The sequence below is a fragment of the Bradyrhizobium sp. genome, from assembly GCF_019242285.1.
GTDB lineage: Bacteria > Pseudomonadota > Alphaproteobacteria > Rhizobiales > Xanthobacteraceae > Bradyrhizobium.
Genome location: NZ_JAFAVV010000332.1, coordinates 1 through 4,810 on the forward strand (window position 1 = coordinate 1; position 4,810 = coordinate 4,810).

4 protein-coding genes are annotated in these 4,810 nt (G+C 63.6%); 3 read left to right on the top strand and 1 reads right to left on the bottom strand.

The annotated features are described in order from the left end of the window. The 3 genes from JOY90_RS13065 to JOY90_RS13075 all read left to right on the top strand — a co-directional run. A partial coding sequence (locus JOY90_RS13065) for an ABC transporter substrate-binding protein (protein ID WP_291691543.1) occupies window positions 1-600 on the top strand: 600 nt, incomplete at its 5' end. 18 nt (window positions 601-618) lie between these two features. Beyond that, the gene (locus JOY90_RS13070; RefSeq protein WP_291691544.1) at window positions 619-1,839 is read left to right on the top strand and encodes an FAD-dependent monooxygenase; all 1,221 of its coding nucleotides are present in this window, start codon (window positions 619-621) and stop codon (window positions 1,837-1,839) included. 85 nt (window positions 1,840-1,924) lie between these two features. Beyond that, a complete protein-coding gene (locus JOY90_RS13075) occupies window positions 1,925-3,130 on the top strand; it encodes a serine hydrolase (protein WP_291691545.1) in 1,206 nt (401 codons plus the stop codon). A gap of 409 nt (window positions 3,131-3,539) precedes the next feature. Here JOY90_RS13075 and JOY90_RS13080 read toward each other — a convergent pair whose 3' ends face one another. Beyond that, a complete protein-coding gene (locus JOY90_RS13080) occupies window positions 3,540-4,739 on the bottom strand; it encodes an IS91 family transposase (RefSeq protein ID WP_291691546.1) in 1,200 nt (399 codons plus the stop codon). Window positions 4,740-4,810: the final 71 nt, after the last annotated feature.

Consider the following 4,810-nt stretch of genomic DNA (forward strand, 5'->3'; position numbering starts at 1 on the left):
TCAGCCATGATCGTCGGGGAAGCGGCCTACGACATTATGGAGCCGACGGTCGATTCACAAATCCTGGCGCTCAAGGCCTCCGGCGCCGATACCTTGTTTCATGCCTCCAACCCGCGCTTCGCGGCGCAAGCCATCCGCAGGGCGCACGAGCTTGGCTGGAAAGTTCAACATGTCCTGCTATCCGGTGTGAGCAGTATCTCGGCTGTGCTGCGTCCGGCGGGGCTTACGGCCTCGACCGGCGCAGTCACCGCGTTTTGGCTCAAAACGACCGAGGAACCCATGTGGGATGCCGATGCAGACATGCAGGAGTATCGGGCCTTCATGAAGCAGTGGGCGCCGAACGAGGATGTGGAGGAGTCGGTTTTTCCCTATGCGACCGCTCATATCATCGTTGAGGTTCTGACAAGGTGCGGCGACGACCTGTCGCGCGAAAACCTTCTCAGGCAGGCCACCAATATCCAAGGACTTCAGCTGCCGTTGTTCCTGCCGGACCTGTCGATCAACATCACTCCGTCGAACCGGATCGGCTGGAGAAAGGCGAGAATGGCGCGTTTCGATGGTACCAGGTGGGTGCTGTTCGATGATGTCGTCGGCAACTGACGGACAGGGTCGGGACCGATGCCTCAAAGACTGAATTTCGCGATCCTCGGAGCGGGGATCGGAGGATTGTCTGCGGCACTCGCGCTTGAGGCGCGCGGCATCGATGTGACGGTCTTCGAGAATGCGAACTCTCCGCGCGAGGCAGGTGCCGGCATATCGATTCCTCCGAACGCGGCAAGATTGCTCAGGCGGACTCGTTTATGTGAGGCGATCGACAACATCACCACAAGGAGTCAGGGCCTGACGCTGCGAACGTCACATGGAGAGCCTGTTTCAAGACCGGGTGCGCCGACGCCGCAGAGCTATCAGATTCACCGCGTCGAGTTGCTCGATATGCTGTCGAGCGCAACGAAAGGAAAGGTCAGATTCGGGCACCGCTGCGTGTCCGTCGAACAAACGGGTCCCGGCGCGCGGCTGACCTTTGCCAATGGCGCCGTTTGCGACGCCGATGCGGTGATAGGCGCGGACGGCATCCATTCGATTGTCCAGCGCGCGATCGGGCTGAAAGCGCACCCGACCAGCGAGGGGGTTGTGGCCTATCGAGGCCTCGTGCAGTCCAAGAAACTGTCGTGGAGTGCGGAGTTGCGCGGGCTGAATATGTGGATGGGAGCAGGCCGCAGTTTCATCTGCTTTCCCGTGTCACAGGGGCGGCTGATCAACATCGTCGCGTTCGTCCCGAGCCCCCGCGACATGGAGGAGAGCTGGTTTGCGGCCGGTGACATCAGCGCGCTCGTGGCTGAGTTTGACGGTTGGGATGCCCCGGTCTGCGATCTGATTGCAGCACTCGACGAGACATTCCGCTGGGGCATCTATGATCGTCCGGCCTTGCCATACTGGTCTCGCGGCTGCGTTACGTTACTGGGCGACGCGGCTCATCCGATGGTCCCGCATTTCGGGCAAGGTGCCGGGCAGGCCATCGAGGATGGGTTCGCGCTTGCCGTGTTGCTGGAGCATGCGACGCACGATGAAATGCCGGCGCGGCTGAAGGCTTATCAGGATTTGCGATTGGAGAGAACCAGCCGGGTGCAGGCGGCCTCGCGCCTGGCCGGCCAGTTCTACAGGTCCGTCGGTGGTGATGCCACAGAGCAGGCGCAGCGGATGCGAAGCTGGATGTCGGAGGCTGAGTGGATTTTCCCGTACGACGTGGAGGCGGCCGCTCTGAGACAGCTGCAATTTGGGATCGACGCTCCCGACGAAAGGTCTCCGCCAGGATCGGCCGCCAGCATGCCAGCGAGATAAGACCACGTCAAACCAACTTGATTTGCTTTGCCAACGCGCCGTTCGCGGGCGATTTGGCGTCGCCTTAACGAACAAGGAGGTATTCATGGCCAATGCCACGTCGACAAATGCCGCCAGTGACGCGGATCCGGAGCGCGCGGCTCGGCATTTCTGGGACACGACCCCCGAAAACCAGGCGCTGACCTTTCGTAACCAGGACCGGGCCTGGCCGGTGCGCGTGATCCGGCGCGGCGACGCGGTGCGGCCGCTCCCACCGCATGCCCGTTCGCTCGCGGACCTGACGTTTGACGTGGGCGGGGTGCGGGTCGGCCTTGACGATTACATGGCCCGCCGCCGCACGGCTGGGCTTCTGATCCTGAAGCACGGCGAGATCGCCCTGGAGCGCTACGGCATGGACAACACCCCTGAGAGCCGGTGGACCAGCATGTCGACCGCGAAGTCGATCACCGCGACGCTCGTTGGGGCCGCGCTCCACGACGGCGCGATCGGCAGCCTTGATGATCGCTGCGAGCAATACCTGCCGCGGCTGCGCGGCTCGGCCTACGAGGGGGTCACCATCCGCAATCTCTTGCGGATGTGCTCGGGTATAGCCTGGCGCGAGGAAGACGATGCAGACGGAAACTCAGATTCATTCCGACTAATCGACGCCATGTTGAGCCGACGGCCAGGCTCCGTCCTCGACCTCATGTGCAAACTGCCGCGCGCCCATCCACACGGCTATGTCTTCAACTACTCGACCGGCGAGAGTTACCTGATTGGCGCGTTGGTCACAGCCGCGACGGGCCAGCCCCTGGCCGACTACTGCGCCGAGAAGATTTGGGGAGCTGCCGGCATGGAGGCCGACGGGTATTGGCAACTCGACTCCGACGGCGGCCTGGAGCTGGGCGGGATTGGCGTCAGCGCGCGTCTGCGCGATTTCGGCCGCTTTGGCCAACTGATGTTGGAGGAGGGCGTGGCGTTCAGTGGCCGACGGATGCTGCCATCAGGCTGGCGAGATCTCGCGGGACAGCCCGACAGCGCGGCCACTGCCTTCGGTCGGCTCATGCCCGGTTCACCTGTGGGATACGGCTATCACTGGTGGGCGGTGCCGCCCTTGCCGGGCAGCGCCAACAACGGTGCCTTCTCGGCAAATGGCGCCTTTGGTCAGTTCATCGTCGTGAACCCGACCGAACAGGTGGTCATTGCAATCCAGAGCGCGTGGCGTCAGGAGCATGACAGCGACGCCGAGGCCGAAACCGTCGCCATGATCAGAGCTGCGGTACGCGCGCTGCGAACGGAGTCATCGTCGTAGGCCCCACGGCGGCGACTTCCCCGCTACCCTGGCGGGCTGCATTTCTAGCAGCCCCATTTCGGATATTCTGTGAAGGGTTTCGGACGACGGCCGCATGAGGGACGGCGCCGCATACTCGGCGGCCGGCGTCCGAAAGCCTCCAAGGGAGGAAACCGCGGGTAAGGGAACGTAAGGTCGGGCCGCAGACGCTATGGGGATTTGAATGCCGCGGGCGAGGTATGTGATTGGGATCTGGCCGATCCAGCAGGCTGGCCGACGATGAAGCGGTTGATGAAAGAGCGGCAGGTTGCGTTGACCGGGGCGAATTGTCGGGCGATTTGAGACGACAGCAGCGCATTGGGGCGCACTCTGCCGTGGCCTGTCGAGAGATGGCGCGTGCGGTGGGCAGATTTGCGGGATTGAGAGGCGATCATGAGGAGTCGATCCTGATACGGCTGGTCGAAGCCGTCGGCCGATGCCGTGGTGTTGCACCGCGCGCAAACACCTCGATGATGGTCATGCGACCGCCACAGCACGGGCAAGGCGGCGTACTGGGATCGACGGCGGTACTGGTGGGCGGCGCTTCAGGTTTAGCGACCGCGAGCAGCTCACGCGCGCGTGCGATGTTGTCGGCGCAGGCGCCTCTGGCGAGCAGGCCGTAGTGGCGGATGCGGTGCAAGCCCTTCGGCAGCACGTGGATGAGAAAGCGGCGGATGAACTCGAAGGTCCCGAGCGTCATGCGCTTGTACCGATCGTGGCCTTCGATGCGGTAATCCTTCCACTTGAAGGTGACGCCGTGTTCGTCGAAGGCGATCAGGCGACTGTTGGCGATGGCCACGCGGTGGGTATAACGCGACAGATAGGCCAGCACCGCCTCAGGGCCGCCGAACGGACGCTTGGCGTAGACGACCCACTCGGTTTTGCGCAGCGGCGCCAGAAGGGTTGCGAAGGATCGCGGATCGGCCAGATGGATGTCGTTGCCGAAGAAGCTCAGGCGGCCGGCTTGGTGGGCGGCGAGGAGCTTCTCCAGGAACAGCCGGCGGAACAGGCGTGAGAGCACGCGCACAGGCAGGAAGAAGCCTGGCCGGCACGATATCCAGCGCTGGCCGTCGGACGAGAGGCCGCCGCCCGGCACGATCATGTGCACGTGCGGGTGATGGGTCATCGCCGAGCCCCAGGTGTGTAGCACGGAGGTGATGCCGATCCTGGCACCGAGATGCTTGGGGTCGGCAGCAATCGTCAGCATAGTCTCGGCCGAGACCTTGAACAGCAGATCGTAGACGACGGCCTTGTTCTGGTAGGCGATGTCGGCGATGGCCGCAGGCAGCGTGAACACCACGTGATAGTACGGCACCGGCAACAGTTCGGCTTCGCCCTCGGCAAGCCATTGCTTCGTGGCGGCGCCTTGGCACTTCGGGCAGTGCCGGTTGCGACAAGAGTTGTAGGCGATGGTCGTATAGGCGCAATCCGCGCAGCGCGCGACATGGCCGCCGAGTTCCGCCGTGCGGCAGCGCTCGATCGCCGACATCACCTTCAACTGCTGGAGGCTCACATGGCCGGCATTGGCTTGACGCCACGCCGGACCATGGCCGCGGAAGATATCCGCGACCTCCAAGCTTGGACGCGCCACCTGCGTTCCGCTTAGGCCGGTGGCGTGTCGCTGGGTTCATTCTTCTTCGGTGTGAGCGGCGTGAGGCGATC